Annotated in this window: 15 protein-coding genes and 1 tRNA gene; 11 read left to right on the top strand and 5 right to left on the bottom strand. The window is 38.0% G+C overall.

Translation table 11 applies throughout. From position 1 onward, the window contains the following. Positions 1-50 precede the first annotated feature (50 nt). A complete protein-coding gene (locus tag NV377_RS11710; RefSeq protein ID WP_258201394.1) occupies positions 51-641 on the top strand; it encodes a P-loop nucleotide/nucleoside kinase family protein in 591 nt (196 codons plus the stop codon). Positions 642-711: 70 nt separating this feature from the next. On the opposite strand, the gene NV377_RS11715 is transcribed toward NV377_RS11710, so the two are convergent. Further along, positions 712-3,042 (bottom strand): DUF3160 domain-containing protein, encoded by a 2,331-nt coding sequence (locus NV377_RS11715; RefSeq protein ID WP_258201395.1) that lies wholly within the window; start codon positions 3,040-3,042, stop codon positions 712-714. Positions 3,043-3,047: 5 nt separating this feature from the next. Then, a complete protein-coding gene (locus NV377_RS11720; protein WP_258201396.1) occupies positions 3,048-3,767 on the bottom strand; it encodes a hypothetical protein in 720 nt (239 codons plus the stop codon). Positions 3,768-3,960: 193 nt separating this feature from the next. Between NV377_RS11720 and NV377_RS11725 the strand changes: the two genes are divergently transcribed. Then, positions 3,961-4,362 (top strand): VOC family protein, encoded by a 402-nt coding sequence (locus NV377_RS11725; RefSeq protein WP_258201397.1) that lies wholly within the window; start codon positions 3,961-3,963, stop codon positions 4,360-4,362. An 80-nt stretch (positions 4,363-4,442) separates the two neighbouring features. Here the strand turns inward: NV377_RS11725 and NV377_RS11730 are convergent, their stop codons facing one another. After that, a complete protein-coding gene (locus NV377_RS11730; protein ID WP_258201398.1) occupies positions 4,443-5,075 on the bottom strand; it encodes a pyridoxamine 5'-phosphate oxidase family protein in 633 nt (210 codons plus the stop codon). A gap of 110 nt (positions 5,076-5,185) precedes the next feature. Between NV377_RS11730 and pdxR the strand changes: the two genes are divergently transcribed. Continuing rightward, complete coding sequence (gene pdxR / locus NV377_RS11735) at positions 5,186-6,682, top strand: MocR-like pyridoxine biosynthesis transcription factor PdxR (RefSeq protein ID WP_258201399.1); 1,497 nt, start codon at positions 5,186-5,188, stop codon at positions 6,680-6,682. 89 nt (positions 6,683-6,771) lie between these two features. Here the strand turns inward: pdxR and NV377_RS11740 are convergent, their stop codons facing one another. Both NV377_RS11740 and NV377_RS11745 read right to left on the bottom strand, forming a co-directional pair. Next, a complete protein-coding gene (locus NV377_RS11740; protein WP_258201400.1) occupies positions 6,772-7,161 on the bottom strand; it encodes a hypothetical protein in 390 nt (129 codons plus the stop codon). Positions 7,162-7,353: 192 nt separating this feature from the next. Next, positions 7,354-7,430, bottom strand: a tRNA-Arg gene (locus NV377_RS11745). Between the two features lie 289 nt (positions 7,431-7,719). Between NV377_RS11745 and NV377_RS11750 the strand changes: the two genes are divergently transcribed. The 8 genes from NV377_RS11750 (at position 7,720) to lon (ending at position 18,474) form a co-directional block, all read left to right on the top strand. Beyond that, entirely contained in the window at positions 7,720-8,508 is a 789-nt protein-coding gene (locus NV377_RS11750) for a hypothetical protein (RefSeq protein ID WP_258201401.1), read from the top strand. Between the two features lie 99 nt (positions 8,509-8,607). Further along, positions 8,608-9,897 carry a trigger factor gene (gene tig / locus NV377_RS11755; protein WP_258201402.1) on the top strand — a complete coding sequence of 430 codons (1,290 nt, stop codon included), beginning with the start codon at positions 8,608-8,610 and terminating at the stop codon, positions 9,895-9,897. Between the two features lie 256 nt (positions 9,898-10,153). Beyond that, on the top strand, positions 10,154-10,741 hold the full coding sequence (gene clpP, locus NV377_RS11760; protein WP_258201403.1) for an ATP-dependent Clp endopeptidase proteolytic subunit ClpP: 588 nt from the start codon (positions 10,154-10,156) through the stop codon (positions 10,739-10,741). A gap of 23 nt (positions 10,742-10,764) precedes the next feature. Further along, complete coding sequence (gene clpX, locus NV377_RS11765; protein WP_258201404.1) at positions 10,765-12,027, top strand: ATP-dependent protease ATP-binding subunit ClpX; 1,263 nt, start codon at positions 10,765-10,767, stop codon at positions 12,025-12,027. A 91-nt stretch (positions 12,028-12,118) separates the two neighbouring features. Further along, the gene (gene ispG, locus NV377_RS11770) at positions 12,119-13,228 is read left to right on the top strand and encodes a flavodoxin-dependent (E)-4-hydroxy-3-methylbut-2-enyl-diphosphate synthase (RefSeq protein WP_258201405.1); all 1,110 of its coding nucleotides are present in this window, start codon (positions 12,119-12,121) and stop codon (positions 13,226-13,228) included. A 199-nt stretch (positions 13,229-13,427) separates the two neighbouring features. Next, a complete protein-coding gene (locus tag NV377_RS11775; RefSeq protein WP_258201406.1) occupies positions 13,428-13,865 on the top strand; it encodes a hypothetical protein in 438 nt (145 codons plus the stop codon). Positions 13,866-14,387: 522 nt separating this feature from the next. Then, positions 14,388-16,094, top strand: coding sequence for an ATP-dependent protease LonB (gene lonB, locus NV377_RS11780; protein WP_258201407.1), 1,707 nt, complete (start codon positions 14,388-14,390; stop codon positions 16,092-16,094). A 37-nt stretch (positions 16,095-16,131) separates the two neighbouring features. After that, the gene (lon, locus tag NV377_RS11785) at positions 16,132-18,474 is read left to right on the top strand and encodes an endopeptidase La (protein ID WP_258201408.1); all 2,343 of its coding nucleotides are present in this window, start codon (positions 16,132-16,134) and stop codon (positions 18,472-18,474) included. Position 18,475: the final 1 nt, after the last annotated feature.

Consider the following 18,475-nt stretch of genomic DNA (forward strand, 5'->3'; position numbering starts at 1 on the left):
GTGAGAGATTAAGAATATCATTTTTTCACAACATAATGGAGGATATCATCTTGCAAAAATTAGTTTTCTTCGTAGGAGTAGCAGGTACAGGAAAAACAACCGTAGCAAAAATTTTAAGTAAACATCTACCAGCAGCATTTCTCGATCGCGACACTGTAGGAGGTCGTTTTGTAGAGGCGTTTCTTGCAATGAAAGGTTTTGATATTAATGATCGTGATTCTCAGTTCTATAAAGAGAATCTACGTGATCTTGAATATGATACAACAAAAGATATTTGTATCGAAAATTTAGCTGCAGGACAAAACGTCTTTATGATTTCACCATTTACGGCAGAACTTCGTAACGAGCAATGGATTGAGAATGTTATCCAAGCAGCGGGGTTGACGAAAGAGCAAGTCGATGTGAAGGTTATAGTCGTAACGCTTGAAGATATTGAACTTCAACACAATCGTATTGTTGATCGCCAGACTGAACGTGATCGTTGGAAGCTAGATAACTGGAGTGACTTTGAGCAACGTGTTAATTTCATTCCGGAAATCAACTGGGAAATTCCAAAAAGTTCGATATTAATATTCGATAACAGTGGAGAATTGACTAAGGAAAAACAACAACAAGTTATTGATTTTGTAATGAATGATTGAATGGAAGACACAAGCAAGCCGTAGCGCATCTCGATGACGCTACGGCTTTTTTGTTAGTGAGTGGACTTCACTATTCTGTGAGCTCTTCCCAATCGATCTCTAAATCGTCGATTTCTACATTGTTGCGATCTGATTTGAAACTAGTCACCCAGAATGGTTGACTTGGTAGATCTTTAGATGGCTCTGTTACATTAAGGTACACGCCATAGTCAAGTTCATCCTTTTGTAGTCCATGTAAAGCCCACCACTGTTCATCTGTAAGACGAGTATCACTTAAAAATTCATAATAAGAATATACCGATCCTCGACTCAGATATAACTTTCCATCGACGGGAACGACCACATAGATCTGATCAAAAGTACCTGTACCAAGTGATAAATTCCCCTTATCGACGATAGTAGCAACATCGGAGACGAGCATGTCGCTTAGTTCTATTGTGGAATAGTCATTGGGACCACCTGCAACACCTTGCAAAAAGTAATTCGAAATATACTCCATTTTCCCACCGTACCAGAGTAGATCATCTCTTTCTCCTTCTGTTAATGGTTCATTGTTTAACTCTTTGATCGAGCAATTAATTAATAGTTTCAACAGCTCTTTATACAATTCAGCTCCTGAGCGTATAGACTCATTCAACATCCCGTTATCTTCTAACAAAGATATCGTACTATCTGTTAAATAAAGTAACTTACTATATAGTGGCACATTTGGCTCAACATAATGCTGAGATGAGGTCTCAGAAGCTCCGCCCATCTCCGCTGCTGCTTGCTTACTATACAATACAGTATCATGTTTTAACTCAGTATAGCTTCCGAGCGCAGTATTCAATGATTTATGTTTCCAAGCGTTATTCGTCATAAACATTGGCATCCCTGAATTCGCATCATATTCCGTCAGTGCAGATTGAATGGACCAAAGCCAACCATTGTACAGATTTTTTCCCCAGAGTTCATCTGAATAATGAGAAACCTCATTCTCAAGTTTTCTATAGATCTGCTCGTATTCATTCCAAAGCGTTTGAGGTTTATATTTGTTCCATAACAAGCTTTCAGCCGTATTGCTTCCAAGAACTCCAGCAACATCAAGACCAGAAGGTATGGGGCGTTTATAAGGCTCTATTAGCTCTTGCATGATGAAGCTATCAAGAACATAGCGTTGTCCCATATAACGGAATTGCTTACCTGTTGGTGTCGAGACTTTTGTGATCTTTCCCTGAATTTGGGGATCTGGTAGAGCTTTGACTGCTTCTCGTAGTTTTTCTTCATATTTATTGTCATTGTAGTTATCAGGATTGAGGTCATCTCCAAATACTGACATCCGCAGCTTATTCATCGTGAATACTTCAATATCATCTGATAAACCTACAAATTGACTCGTAATGTTGTAAATATTTGCCCATAACTCAGCGGCAGTTGACTGCCCAGATTCAGGTTCAAGGAATGTTACGTATGATTGAAGTAGCGCTTGAAATGTATTTGATTTCATCAATTCTCCATTATCGTCTAGAACAGAGAGAGGCGCTATTCCATACCAAATCATTGTCTTGAAAAACTGCCCTAACTCATCGCTTCTCGTATAGTGACCTCTAATTGTAAATTGTGAGTAATCTAACTTGGTTTGCAATAGTGGAGATTGCACATATCCGCTAGATTGTTCGATTAATACTAACTCTTGTTTAGCAATTTCTGTGAGCTCAGGATCAACCGTTGATGTAACGTCAGTAGATGCACCAATTAGTTCGGCGGCAACTAGAAAGTAAACGATATTGTTTTGCTGAAGTTGTTTCAATTCTTCATCTTGTAGAACGTTATAGAGTGCAATAGAATTGAAGAGCAGCTGTTCCGACATATGCTTCAGATCGTCGTACAGATAGCTTGTTTCAACACTCATCAACGATTTATCATAAAATTTATGATAGATATGAAGGGCGGAATCAGCTGTAATGAAGTTAGGGACTCCAAGATATTCGTTATTATCATAAGTATAGTGCATCTTCGTATCTTGACTCGGTAGAACAACAAAGCCATTATTCATTAACATAGTTAGCTGTTCATTGGTAAATCCAGAAAACTGTCCAATGTTCTCAACATTAGTGAGATTCATGTCTATACGATAAGGCTTAACATTCACATTGTAGCTGGGAATAGTCAATGTAGCTTTCTCTTTCTCGAAGGTTACTTTAGTTGACCATTCTTTGTTGAGATTTAGATTAATGTTCTTATTGGCTTTGGAGTCTTCTTCTTGATCAACAAGATTTGAGTCGGGTGTAGGTGTAGCTACCACAATCTCATTGACGTCATCCTTATCAGTACTTTCATTTTTAGAACATCCAGTAACAATAACACTTAGTACTACTATAACTAGCCACAATCGTCTCAATCGAATCCCTCGCCATCTCATCTTATTTATTCCTGTGTTGTTGCCTCGATTATTTTTCCGTCTTTCACCGTTAGAGAAAGCTTTTCAGTTGTATTGTTTAATCTATGTGTAATTTCAAAATGATTGTCACCTATGATCTTAAAATTCTGAATGTCATAATAGCGTTCACTCTCGGCAAGTTGTACAAATCCAAAATCTAGCCAGTAATAAATACTAAGTTTTTCAACTTGATTGTCTAATTGCTGAATGAAGATAAGCTCATCACCAGGTATCGATAGCAAGTTGCCAACGAAGAAATTTGACCAATCGCCTGCAATTTTTGAACCTGTCCATTTCTTATATAGCTTCTCACCATCAAAGTTGAAAATAAACAATCGATTTCTATCTTGTTCATCAAAGTGTGTTGTCTTGTGAACCGCAATGAGAATTTCCTTTTTCTGATCACCATCGATGTCTCCCAATTCAAGTTTCCATGGTTTCAGTTCCTGAAAATTATTGTCATAGATACGTTGCCAATCACCACTGTTATCTAGTTGATCAACTACGAACAAGTCTCCATATTCAGATGATCCACTTACACTTATAAGTGAGAAGGTAAGATCGTTTTCTTGAATGGAATCGATAGTAACTTCATGTTGGTTAGATCCGTTATATCGCCATATGTATATTACTACCGATAGAGAGCAAATTAGGATTATTGTAGCAATAGAACGATACCATCTATTTTCTAATATGTTATTAATCATTACTTCCCCCAATGAAGAATCAGATCATCTTATTGATTGCTGTTGTTAGAGTAATTCAGTACATGGTAGTGTAATTCCTTCAAAAAATAGATAATAATGTAATTTATGATCATTGGCATAAGTCAGTAAAACAAGGATAATGGGTTACAAAATAATATCAGTCTATCACTTATCAATTAGGAGTTGAAATTTCATGGCACAAGTGACGCCATTTCTAATGTTTCAAGGGAATGCAGAGAAAGCAATAAATTTCTATACATCACATTTCGCAGATTCAGCAATTACAAGTATAACAAGGTATGGTGTCAATGAAAGTGGTACAGAGGGAACAGTCGTTAGAGCTACTTTTGAATTGAAAGGTCAGAAATTTATGTGTATTGATAGTAATTTCAAGCACGGCTTTGATTTCACACCATCGTATTCGATGTTCATAACATGTGATTCAGAAGAAGAGATCGATAACCTTTATGCTGCGTTTGTACAGGGTGGAGAAGAATTGATGATGCTAGGCACATATGGCTTCAGTAAAAAGTTTGGATGGCTTGCAGATCAATTTGGCGTTTCGTGGCAATTCGATTTACCATTTGCAGAGTAGAAGAAAAGTCCATTCCGATTAATCAGGAATGGACTTTCTATACGCTATGGTAGAAAAAAGGCAGTCTAAATGATATTGAATTAATTGGCTTGATCTTTCATATGAGGACAATACAGGTTCATCAGTCTCACCGTTTCATGATCAAGAGTTTGATCCCTATCAATTAATTGATCACTCACTTTTTTAATTTTTTTCTCTGACCAGTTTTGTCCAAATTTGAACTTGCTCGTCATTTCTTCCACACGAATTTTAACAATAGCAGCAGCAGTTACCTGTTTGGCATATCCTTGATCAGAAGGCAAAATCGCATCGTAGCCGCCCTCGGATTGTAATTTCTCCATGAATACAGTAAATACCTCGCATTTTTCTTGTAGATCATGAACGATTTCTGCTTGGCCTCTAAATAACACGGATTTGAAAAATGCGGTTGCAGGACAAGCATATTTTGGATCATTCATATATGAAGGGATAATAGAATACTCTTTCGCTACCGAGAAACTGACTTTTGAGTTTGCTGCAAGAGATGACATTTTCTCTCCAATTTTACTTCCATGGAAGTAAATATCTCCATTATAGTACACATAATTAAGCGGTGTAATGTTAGGATAACCATCTTCACCGATCGTTCCAAGAAAACCAAATGTCATTTCTTCGAGAAAGGCATTGACGTCTTCTATATTATCATCAGTCATTGCAAATTCTTTTCTTCTCATATACATCACCTCTACATTAGTAATGTAATTTATTGTATAAATAAGAGAGACAATTAAAAAGATCCAATTTATTATGTTTTTGATGTACCACTTTTAAAGGAGTGAGCAAGGTGGAATTATATTTACCTTACGATAAATATTTAGAACAATATGGTCATAAAAGTGATGCATTGTTTCAAGTTTGTAAAGATAACATTTTGAATGGAACGTTAAAGGTAGGAAGTAAGATGCCATCTAGTAGAGAAGTGGCCACAAGGTATGGGCTTTCTAGAGGAACAGTTAATGTCGTATACGAAATGCTTCAATCACAAGGATTTGTTCAAAGTATACTGGGAAGTGGAACTTATGTTGTATATGATGAGCTTTATGTCGAGCGTGAGGAATTCAATGAAGAGTTGTTATCAACTGATTTCTTGTCGGAATGGGGAAAAAGACTGACTGAATTAGAATATTTACGCCATGATCAAGTAACCCGAAAACATTCTACTGGGAACGAAATATCGTTTTCACTCGGACAAGTTGATTTGAAACATTTCCCAATGCAAGATTGGAATCGATTACTATTTGAGCAAGTTAGAAAGCAATATGATAAGGAGATGGGCGATGCTTATTCTTCAGACGGGCACCAAGCGCTTAAGGAAGGTATTGTGCATCATTTGCGTTTATTTAGAGGGATACAAGCTAATCAAGAGGATATAGTCATCGTTAATGGTTCACAGCAAGCAATAACTCTTGCCATTCAGTTATTGATTAATGCTGGAGATTATGTAGCCATGGAAGATCCTCATTATGTAGGTGCTAGAAATGCTATACTTTCCGCGGGTGGAATTGTACATGCTTTTCCAATTGATCGCGAAGGAATGATTTTTCATCCAAGTGAAGACTTTCATTATAAATTAGTAATGGTAACAGCAAGTAGGCAATTCCCTACAGGAGCTGTACTAAGTATGAAACGAAGATTGCAATTATTGAATTGGGCAGAGGAAAATAATTCATACATTATAGAAGATGACTACGATAGCGAGTTTCAACATTATGGTCGAGCCAATGAGCCACTTAAATCTCTAGACAAGCAGGGAAGAGTTATCTATATGGGAACTTTCTCTAGAACGATGATGCAAGATATTAGATTAGGATATGTCATTTTACCTAGCGCTCTAAAAAAGTGGTTCAGTTTAGCCAAACAAGTGTATGAAAGACATCCCCTTTCTATTATTGAACAGCGTGCACTTGCCCAATTTATGAACACTGGTCTTTACGATCGTCACATTAGACGAATGAACAGGGTATATAGAAGAAAGGCAGAGAGGTTATTCGCTCTGTTAACTCTGCATCTAAGTCATGTCGTTGAACTTTATCCGATAGAATCAGGATTACATATTTTTGTAAAATGGAAAGCACACCTTGTACAATACGAGTTGTTTTTAGATCGTTGTATCCAAGATAATCTATCTATTGTTGATGTAAGAAACAATTATGTGAATGACAGTGAATTGGCTTTTTGTTTGGGGTTTGCACACTTAACAGATACCCAAATTGATGATGGAGTTATGAGAATGAAAATAATAATTGACGATGTGATGAGCGAAGAAGGTAAATTAACATAAAAAAGCGAAATCTTCTTAACTTATGGAAGAAGATTTCGCTTATAGTGATGCAAAGAATTGATGTTACTTCTGTAACCAAAACGCTTTGATTATTTAATTACTGCTAAATACTTCTCCGCTACTGATTTTTCTACTCCACCGGTTACTTGTACAAGGATATTTCCTTTTATTTCAGTATAAGTTAAAAGCATTGGAGCACTTTCGCTTAATTCATCTAATGCCTTTTTTGCAGTCTTTGCATCTTTATTAGATTCAAATACTAATACACGCACACTGTCTTTCTCATCCAATGGATATCGTACACCCTCTGAGATGGTAAGACCTATTAGGCTCATTGTGTCTTTTCCAAGAGTTTCTTTATTAGCAACATCTACTCCAGCTTTTACTAAGTTTTCCTCAACACTTTGAGCTGTAATTGTTTCTGATCCGCAAGCACTCAATAAAACGATTAATAATAATGACAAAATGATTTTTTTCAATTTAATCTCCCCTTTTTTTTGTATCTACTAAAATATTACTATAAAGTTCCAATTATTGGAATGCTTATTTGGTCGATCTCGTAATTAAATATATATTTTTTCAATATAAACAACAAAAAACGCCTAAACCCTTGTGATCACTAAGGTTTAGGCGTTTTTATTATATATGTAAATCGTTAAATGGAATCGTAATGGCGTCCCAGGAGGGATTCGAACCCCCGACAACTCGCTTAGAAGGCGAGTGCTCTATCCGACTGAGCTACTGAGACGCAACATCAAATAATATATCATAACGAAGAATATGATGCAACACCTTTTTTTGGAAATAAACAATTAATATCAATTTTTTTATTTAAATCTTCGTGGTATAATTTGACGAAAGTAAAAAATAAGTCGTTTCTTAGCAAATAGTTAGGTGGTGTTAATATTTCCGATAACAGTAATAAAGAGCAGAATTTTTCTGAAAATATATTTTTATTCCCATCTATGCTTGATCAATATCAAATTCAGTTGACTAAGTTACTTGAAAGGGAACAGTTTGAAGAAGCAAAAGATTTATTGAAATTTTTATTGCGGTGTCAAGGTGATGAACGTCAACATGCCATAGAGTGGGAAAATCTTCTGAACTGGCTTGAAGAATCATTCCCAACCATCGATGAGGCAGATAGACTTGAGAATGAAGATTTAGAGGAACAATTTAGAAGAACTGCATTAAGTGACTATGGCTCTAATAATGCGACAGAAGCTGCAACTAAGCTGATGGACACTCTCAAATCTTCCATACCTATGGAGCAGAAAATGCTCACACTTGAGCGTGCCACTTATTTGGACGTTCCTGAATTAGATGAACAGTTGATTAATTGGCTTCAAGAGGCTACACTATCCTCTGCGGTACAATTTAAAGCATTACAATGTTTGAAAAAAAGAGGTTGCTCTGGTACGGTGCAATTGACCCGCATGGATGAAACAGTGAATCTTCTCATAGAAGAAACTCCATTATCAATGAATGAATTTCCGGATTCTGTCAATGCTATATTAGAAAAAGCTGTGTTAGCACTTGAACAAGTAGATGTGACAATGCCAATATTAGTCACTGAACTTTGGCTCGAATGTCTACAATGCATATATGGTACACGTAGCTACGGATGGATGTTGAATGAAGAAGAATACATTGAAGATTGTTTTGCTGCTGGATTACATCATACTATGCAACTCATTGTATATGGGTACGCAGTAGATGATGATATTCGTGAAACATATGGAATTACGAATGAATATCGATTCCGATATGAGCAAGCTAGTCGAGTAATTCGTGAGGTCGCACTATATTTGCAAGATTCTGATTAATTATTACCTTGAAAAGAATCGATAACTTGTATATAATAGAGTGGTTTATTAGACGTGAAAACATGTAATGCATGAGCATTTTGGAGGGGAAAGCATAAAATGAAAGCAACTTGGGAAAAAATAGAATCGAACACTGTATCAATTAACGTAGAAGTGGATGCTGAGAAAGTATCAGAATCACTTGATCAAGCTTTCAAAAAAGTTGTAGCACAAGTAAACGTACCTGGATTCCGTAAAGGTAAAGTACCTCGTTCAATCTTCGAAGCAAAATTCGGAATTGAAAGCTTGTATCAGGATGCAATCGATATTATTCTTCCTGGAGCATACTCAGCAGCTGTTCAAGAAACTGGTATTCAACCAGTTGATCGTCCAGAAATCGATGTAACTCAATTTGCAAAAGGACAAACATTCATCTTTACTGCAAAAGTTACAGTTAAACCAGAAGTAACTCTAGGCGCTTACAATGGCGTAGAAGTTGCTAAAGTTTCTGCTGAAGTAACAGAAGAAGAAATCGCTGCTGAACTAGAGCGTCTACAACAACGTCATGCTGAGCTTAATGTTGTTGAAGAAGGCGCTGCTGAAAATGGCGACGTTACTGTAATCGATTTTGATGGTTATGTAGATGGCGTTGCATTTGAAGGTGGTAAAGCTGAGCGTTACTCTCTTGAACTAGGTTCAGGTTCATTCATTCCTGGATTCGAAGAGCAAGTAGTAGGCATGCAACTTGGTGATTTCAAAGATGTAGAAGTTACATTCCCAGAAGGTTACCAGGAAGAAAGCCTAGCTGGTAAAGCAGCAATTTTCAAAGTTAAATTGCATGAGCTTAAACGCAAAACGCTTCCAGCACTTGATGATGAGTTTGCAAAAGACGTAAGTGAATTTGATACTCTTGAAGAGTACAAAAAAGATCTTGCAAGCAAACTTCAAGAAAACAAAGTAAAAGAAGCTACACAAGCTCAAGAAGCAGAAGTTATTTCTAAAGTTGCTGAAGCAGCTACAGTAGAAATTCCTGCAGCTATGGTAGAAACTGAACAAAACTACATGCTACAAGATTTCGAAAACCGTCTACGTTCTCAAGGTATGACACTTGATCTGTACTACCAATTCTCTGGTCAAAACGAGCAAGTACTTCGTGACCAAATGAAGGGTGACGCAGAAAAACGCGTTCTTAACAACCTTGTACTAGAAGCAATTGCGAAAGCTGAATCTATTGAAGTATCTGAAGAAGATATCAACGAGGAACTAGCTAGCCTTTCTACAGCTTATAATCGTCCAGCTGAAGAAATTCGTGAAATTTTCACGCAAAATGGCAACCTAGAAAACTTGACTGAGGATCTATTGCTTCGTAAAGCAATTAAATTCCTAGTTAGCAATAGTGTAGCTGTTTAATTTGTTTAACACATATAGTAGAACATGAGTTAAGAGATAAGGCACGTGTGCATACGTGCCTTATTTTTAAACTATGGACCTGCTCCATGAGATTTCTATCTGCATAACATACATATAGCTTTTTGAATGACCGTATACATATGAGTAATGAAGATTAAAAGTAGACATAGACTTGATCGAAAAAATGACATCACTTCTTCAACGTGATACAATAAAAGTGTTCATATTAAGTCCAAGATGAAAGAAGGTTGATCGCATGAACTTAGTTCCAGTCGTTGTAGAACAGACGAATCGTGGGGAAAGATCTTACGATATTTATTCTCGCTTGCTTAAAGATCGTATTATATTTCTTGGTAGTGCGATTGATGATGATGTTGCGAATGCAGTAATTGCTCAATTGTTATTCCTAGCTGCGGATGATCCTGAAAAGGATATCCATCTCTATATCAATTCACCTGGTGGTTCAGTAACGGCAGGTATGGGCATATTTGATACTATGCAATACATCAAGCCTGAAGTAAGCACTATTTGTATGGGTATGGCTGCAAGTATGGGCTCATTACTACTTACAGCAGGTGCTAAAGGCAAACGGTTTGCACTTCCAAATGCGGAAGTAATGATTCACCAACCGCTTGGTGGTATTAGTGGTCAAGCTACAGACATTAAGATCCATGCGGATTGGATACTTAAAACCAAGCAAAAACTGAATCAAATCTATGTAGATCGTACTGGTCAAACATACGAGAAGATTGATCGTGATACAGATCGTGATAACTTTATGAGTGCACAAGAAGCATTGGAGTATGGCTTGATAGATAAGGTGATTACTTCACCTATACTGTAATATTGGAATGAAGGGGTGAAATAATGTTTAAGTTCAATGATGAGAAAGCTCAATTGAAATGTTCTTTCTGTGGTAAATCGCAAGAGCAGGTACGCAAGTTAGTTGCAGGCCCTAGCGTTTATATATGTGATGAATGTATTGATCTTTGTTCTGAAATCGTAGAGGAAGAGCTTGGACAAGAAGAAGAAGTGGATCTGAAGAGTATTCCGAAACCAATGGAAATTCGTTCGACACTTGATTCTTATGTTATTGGCCAAGATTTTGCTAAAAAATCGTTATCTGTAGCAGTTTATAATCACTACAAACGTATTAATACTGGTAGCAAAATCGAGGATGTTGAATTGCAGAAAAGTAATATTTTACTACTAGGTCCTACAGGTTCTGGTAAAACATTACTAGCGCAAACAATGGCTCGTATTTTGAATGTACCATTTGCAATTGCTGATGCTACGTCTTTAACAGAGGCTGGTTATGTTGGTGAGGATGTTGAAAACATTCTTCTGAAATTAATCCAAGCTGCTGATTATGATGTGGAAAAAGCTGAGCGCGGTATTATTTATATCGATGAAATCGATAAAGTTGCTCGTAAATCTGAAAATCCATCCATTACACGTGATGTGTCTGGTGAAGGTGTTCAGCAAGCGTTGCTTAAAATTCTTGAAGGTACAGTAGCTTCTGTTCCTCCTCAAGGTGGACGTAAACATCCACATCAAGAATTTATTCAAATTGATACTACTAATATTTTGTTTATCTGTGGTGGAGCATTTGATGGTCTTGAATCAATTATTAAACGTAGAATCGGTAAAAAGGTCATCGGTTTTAACTCTACTGGAGAAGTTCAGAAAGATCTAAAACCAGGTGAATACTTGTCGATGGTATTACCAGAAGATCTATTAAAATTCGGGTTAATTCCTGAGTTTGTTGGTCGTCTACCTGTTATTTCTACCCTAGAGCCTCTTGATGAGCCTGCACTAGTACGTATTCTTTCGGAACCGAAAAATGCGTTAGTGAAGCAATATCAAAAATTGCTTGAGCTTGACAATGTGAAGCTAGAGTTCCAAGCAGATGCACTTGATGCTATTGCGAAAGAAGCAATTAAGCGTAATACAGGTGCTCGTGGTCTTCGTGCGATTATTGAAGGGATCATGCTTGATTTGATGTATGAAGTGCCATCTCGTGAAGATGTGACGACTTGTGTAATAACTGAAGAGACAGTAACTAGTAAAGTTGTTCCTGAACTTGCCCCTGCTGAGAAGAAGGATAGCAAGAAGGAAGAAAGTGCTTAACGTTACTTGAATACAGACAAAGAAAGAACCACCTCATGCTTTGAAAATTCAGAGCAAGGGGTGGACTTTGCCGTTCATGGGAGAGATAAATATGTACTTACGTCAGAACACCGTACCTGTCAAAGTTGGTAATCTAACGATTGGTGGAAGTAATGAGGTTCTTATTCAAAGTATGTGTACAACTAAGACTGCGAATGTTGATGCTACCGTTGCAGAAATATTGCGTCTTGAGGAAGCTGGATGTCAATTAGTTCGTGTTACCGTTAACAATATGGAAGCGGCTGATGCGATCAAGGAAATTAAGAAACGAATTAATATTCCTCTAGTTGCAGATATACATTTTGATTATCGTCTTGCTCTACGTGCTATTGAAAATGGAATTGATAAAGTTCGTATTAATCCAGGTAATATTGGTCGCCGTGAGAAAGTCGAAGCAGTTGTTGCTGCTTGTAAAGAAAAGGGTATTCCTATTCGTATCGGTGTTAATGCTGGATCACTTGAAAATCATTTACTAGAGAAGTATGGATATCCAACTCCTGAAGCTATGGTGGAAAGTGCAATGTATCACATTGGTATTCTAGAAGAACTAGATTTCCATGATATTATTGTATCTTTGAAAGCATCGGATGTTCCGATGGCGATTCAAGCCTACTCAATGGCTGCAGAAGTTATCAAATATCCACTTCACCTTGGTATTACTGAGGCTGGTACATTGAATGCTGGTACGATTAAAAGTTCTGCAGGGATTGGTGCTTTATTAGCGCTAGGTATTGGTAATACATTGCGTATTAGTTTATCCGCTGACCCTGTGGAAGAAGTTAAAGTTGCTCGTGAGCTACTGAAAACTTTTGGTTTGATTACGAATGCGGCAACGTTAATTTCTTGCCCTACTTGTGGTCGTCTTGATATTGATCTGTTCTCCGTTGCCAATGAGGTAGAAGAGTATATTTCTAAAATCAAAGTACCTATTAAAGTATCTGTACTAGGTTGTGCTGTAAATGGACCCGGTGAGGCTCGTGAAGCTGATATCGGCATTGCAGGAGCCCGTGGTGAAGGTATGTTGTTCCGTTACGGAGAAATGATTCGTAAAGTTCCTGAGGCGGAATTGCTTTCAGAACTGAAGAAAGAAATAGATGAAATTGTACGTGTGTTTGAAGAGACTGGAGAAATTCCAGGTCGTAATGAACATGTAAAGCACTAATAATAATTAATCCTAACATCATTCCGATGTTAGGATTTTTTTGTTGAATGAATTTTTACGAGCGCCTTAATGATTTAGTGAAAACAGTTCTAACAGATACATAATGTGGAATAAGATGCTACATTATAGGGGGTGCTAGATGGTTTTTGTAGAGTGATAGCTTTGATAAACTACTAAGCATTGGAAAAGGGGAGATGAGATGGATTTCGGAATATCTATACTTTGGTATGCCATTGCGTATATCGCAGTTACGCTTATTGGTATATTACATACTTGCTTCAATGGATATGTACTTAAGATGGATAAAGATAATACAAAACCGATCAAATCAATGTACGATATAAAGTCTTATGCCGCAACAGTAAGGTATCATGCACTTTATAACATCATTCTCTGGCCAATTGCGGCTTATTATTATTTCATTAAAGTACAACCAGACAATCTATGGCTTGAAGCTTTAATAATTGGATTAACATGGATGTTATTGTCGATCATCATTGATTTAATTGGATGGGTACTAATTCGTCATCCTTGGGCGATGACGTGGAAAGAGATGTATGTCGACTATCAACCATGGATTACATTAATTTACTTGGCTATTTGCGTAAGCGCGTTTGTTGGCGCTTGGTTCATTTAATATGTATAGATCTTATAATGTATAAGACTAATAAGCTACATTCATATACATTTTCAATTCATTTAAAAGGCATTAACTAAGGAGCACTCACTTTGCAATCTTAGTTTATGCCTTATTTTTTGTGTTTTTGTTTTCATTGTCTCTCCATTACTATAGTAGCGGAGTGATCTTTGATTATTTCTCTTCCGAACCAAGATTATTCCATCTGCTAGAGGGTAATACTATGGAATACGAGAAAAATTTGTTTGCCAAAAGAGGTAGCTCAAAACAATTACTTGTGATCGCGATGAATAGCTCCGTAGTGAATTCGACGGCGAAGCTGCCATCCATCGGAAGCCTGGCATAAGCTTCCGATGGATGTTTCTTACGGAAACATTGTATGTGCTCATGTACCAATAACGTACATTGCGCTACTCGTTTCTTAGCTTCATGGCATCTTCTTGGAGCTGACAAGCAAATGTTTTAAGCCTTGATTGTAACAGGTCGTTCAAAAAGCAATAATAAGAGGAGTGGAGTAAAGTAATGAATATGAGCGTATTGTTAATGATTATTCAAGTGTTTTTTGCTGTCGTAATTGGATTGTATTTCTTCAATCTATTACGCAATCAGAAGATGAATAAAGTTGCAGTAGATAAGGAATCACGTAAGGAAATGGACAAACTTCGCAAGCTTCGTTCGATTTCGTTAACGAAGCCACTAGCAGAGAAAACAAGGCCGCAATCACTGAATGATATCGTTGGTCAAAAAGATGGTTTAAAGGCACTTAAAGCTGCATTATGCAGTGCTAATCCACAGCATATCATTATTTATGGTCCTCCAGGAGTAGGTAAAACAGCTGCTGCTAGGGTAGTGCTTGAAGAAGCAAAACGTAATCCGTCATCTCCATTTCTACCAAGTGCAAAATTCACAGAAATTGATGCTACAACTGCACGTTTTGATGAAAGAGGTATCGCAGATCCTTTAATTGGTTCGGTTCATGATCCGATCTATCAAGGGGCTGGAGCTATGGGGGTAGCTGGTATTCCACAGCCGAAGGCAGGTGCTGTTACAAAGGCACATGGTGGGATTCTATTTATTGATGAAATAGGTGAATTACATCCTGTCCAGATGAATAAGTTATTAAAGGTACTAGAAGATCGCAAAGTGTTTCTTGAAAGTGCATATTACAATTCAGAAGATAGTCATATTCCTAGCTATATCCATGATATATTTCAAAATGGATTGCCTGCTGATTTCCGATTAGTAGGAGCAACAACTCGTTCACCGCAAGAAATTCCACCAGCTATCCGTTCAAGATGTATGGAGGTATATTTCCGTCCACTACTTGCGGATGAGGTAGCAGAAGTGGCAGAAAATGCAGTTGTGAAAATTGGTTTTTCTCCTTGTCCAGAAGCTATCGATGTTGTGAAGCAGTATGCAACAAATGGTCGTGAAGCAGTTAATATTATTCAGCTATCTGCGGGTCTTGCCTTATCTGAGAAAAGAGATAAGATTACGGCAATGGATATTGAATGGGTAGTAAACAGTAGTCAGATTCCACCAAGACCAGAACGTAAAGTTCCATTAGTTCCGCAAATCGGATTTGTTAATGGGCTCGCAGTATATGGTCCAAGTATGGGGGCGTTACTTGAAATTGAAGTCAGTGCTATTCCGGTTTCTAAAGGGAAAGGTCAATATATTATTACAGGTGTTGTTGATGAAGAAGAGCTAGGCGGTGGCTCTCGAACATTAAGAAGAAAAAGTATGGCCAAAGGATCGATTGAAAATGTACTGACAGTACTTCGATTGAAAGGTCTTAATCCACAGGACTATGACCTACATATTAATTTCCCAGGTGGTTCACCTGTAGATGGACCGTCGGCTGGTATTGCTATGGCAACAGCGATTACGTCAGCGATATTGAATGTACCAATCGATAATCGTCTTGCAATGACTGGTGAAATTGGCATACATGGTAACGTGAAACCGGTAGGTGGTGTACTGGCTAAAGTTGAAGCAGCCTTCCAAGCTGGAGCAGTTCGTGTTATTATTCCTAGAGAAAACTGGCAAGAAATCTTTGCTGATCTGAATGGGCTGCAAGTTATTCCGGTTTCGAGAATAGAAGAAGTACTTACTCATGTATTCCCTGAATTGGCCAAATGGAATGATGAAGATCAAACGGAGCAATGGAAGTTGAATTTATTCAGCACACCAACATATCCATATTTGCAGGCTGAATCATATGAGTGATAAGATGTTAGAGAATATATAGATTGGAGGTGCTGGAATGGGTTCTAGCAAAACAAAAACACGCCGAATTCCTCTGCTCCCTCTTAGGGGCTTGCTTGTCTATCCCAGCATGGTGCTCCACTTAGATGTGGGAAGGGATAAATCTATCCGCGCGCTTGAAAAGGCGATGCTTGATGATCAAAATATTTTACTAGTATCGCAAGCTGAGGTGAACATTGAAAACCCGCTTGAAGAAGATATTTTCAGAATAGGTACGATTGCAAAGGTAAAGCAAATGCTTAAACTTCCTAACGGAACGATTCGAGTATTAGCGGAAGGGATCGTTCGTGCCGAAATTCAGGATTACGTTGATAATGAGCAATATTACGAAGTAATCGTGAAGGAACTTCCCGAACAAACGGAGCAGTCTCCACAAGTAGATGCTTTAATGCGTTCAGTACTGAGTCAATTCGAGAATTATGTTTCACTTTCTAAAAAGGTGACCCCCGAAACATATGCAGCTGTATCTGATATTGAAGAGGCGGGTCGTTTGGCAGATGTGATTACAAGCCATCTTGCTTTGAAAATTAAAGAGAAGCAACTTATCCTTGAAACGACAGATATTGAAAAGCGCCTTGAGGCATTACTCGATCTACTTAATAATGAACGCGAAGTGCTTGAGATGGAACGCCAAATCAATCAACGTGTGAAAAAGCAGATGGAAAAAACGCAAAAGGAATATTATTTGCGTGAACAGATGAAGGCGATTCAGAAGGAACTAGGCGAGAAAGAAGGTCGCCTAGGCGAAGTTGAAGAACTACGGAATCAGTTAGAAGAGGTCGGGCTTCCTGACACGGTAGCAGAGAAAGTTAACAAAGAAATCGATAGACTCGAGAAAATGCCACAATCTTCAGCAGAAGGTGGGATTATTCGTAATTATATCGATTGGCTGCTTGCGTTGCCATGGCACCAATTAACCGATGATGATCTTGATATTGTAAATGCGGAGCAAATCTTGAATGACGATCACTACGGACTTGAAAAGCCGAAAGAACGTGTGTTAGAGTATTTAGCTGTGCAAAAGCTAGTTAAGAAGCTGAAAGGTCCGATTCTATGTCTAGTAGGACCACCAGGGGTAGGTAAAACATCTTTAGCGAAATCTATTGCTAAGTCACTTGGTCGTAAATTCGTACGAATTTCTCTAGGTGGCGTTCGTGATGAAGCAGAAATTCGCGGGCATCGTCGTACATATGTTGGCGCAATGCCAGGTAGAATTATGCAAGGAATGAAGTCAGCAGGGTCGAAAAACCCAGTGTTCTTACTTGATGAAATTGACAAGATGGCATCAGATTTCCGCGGAGACCCCTCTTCAGCATTACTTGAGGTGTTAGATCCTGAACAGAACAATACGTTCAGCGATCATTTTATTGAAGTTCCGTTTGATTTATCATCAGTTATGTTTGTAACTACTGCCAACTCTCTGCAGACAATTCCTCGCCCATTACTTGATCGTATGGAGATTCTGCAAGTGCCGGGTTATACGGAGCTAGAGAAGTTAGAGATCGCTAAGCGTTATCTATTCCGTAAGCAACGTACTGATCATGGGCTGAATGATGATCAACTTACGATTGATGATGAAGCGATTAGTTTCATTATTCGTGAGTATACACGTGAAGCAGGTGTTCGTAATCTAGAGCAACAGATTGCAGCACTATCTCGTAAGGCAGCAAAAGCTTTCGTATCTGATAATCAGTTGCAATCTATCCATATTGATCGGGAGCAAGTGAAGAAGTGGCTTGGACAACCGAGGTTCCGATATGGTATGGTTGATGCTCGTAATCAGATAGGAGCTGTTACAGGGCTAGCATGGACAGAGGTAGGCGGTGATACACTTGTTATCGAAGTTTCAACAATGCCTGGTAGTGGTAAACTTAATCTAACAGGTAAGCTTGGTGATGTAATGAAGGAATCTGCTCAAGCAGCGTTCAGTTACATTAGAGCTCATGCTGATGAACTCGGAGTGGCACCAGATTTCCATGAAAAGCTAGATATTCATATTCATATTCCAGAGGGTGCGATTCCTAAGGATGGACCTTCAGCGGGGATAACAATGGCAACAGCACTTATATCGGCACTTAGTGGTCGTTATGTATCCAAAGAAGTTGCAATGACAGGGGAAATAACATTAAGAGGCAGAGTATTGCCGATCGGTGGTTTGAAAGAGAAATCTTTAGCGGCACATCGAGCAGGTATTAAAAAGGTACTATTGCCATTTGATAATACAAGAGATCTTGATGATATTCCTGAAAGTATAAAGCAAGAGATGGAGTTTGTTCCTGTCTCTCATCTGGATGAAGTGCTCGCGCATGCTTTAGTAGCAAAAGAGAATGAGGAGCAATAAC

The organism is Paenibacillus endoradicis, assembly GCF_024721975.1.